We start from the raw sequence: 352 nt of genomic DNA on the forward strand, positions 1-352 counted from the left end.
CAACAACTCCGCCAACGGCACCCGCATACAGATCTGGAGCTGCGGCGGCGGCGCCAACCAGAAATGGACCGCGCCCGCCCCCGGTGACGGCACCACCCCGTCCACGCCGATGGCCGTGGCCCCGTACCTCTACAACGGCTGGGGCAGCCCGCCGAACCCCACCACGGTCACCAACGCCACCGGCGTCAAGTACTTCACCCTCGCCTTCGTGCTCAGCAACGGCTACTGCAACCCCCAGTGGGACGGCGGCCGGGCGCTGACCGGCGGCGTCGACCAGCAGACGATCAACACCGTGCGGGCGAACGGCGGCGACGTCGTCCCGTCCTTCGGCGGCTGGAGCGGCAACAAGCTG

At 70.5% G+C, this 352-nt stretch carries 1 pseudogene; it reads left to right on the top strand.

The features are described from left to right. Positions 1 to 352, top strand: a pseudogene (locus AOK17_RS53355) (chitinase); the annotation flags it as partial.

This window comes from Streptomyces phaeochromogenes (genome assembly GCF_001418655.1).
Taxonomy (GTDB): domain Bacteria; phylum Actinomycetota; class Actinomycetes; order Streptomycetales; family Streptomycetaceae; genus Streptomyces; species Streptomyces phaeochromogenes.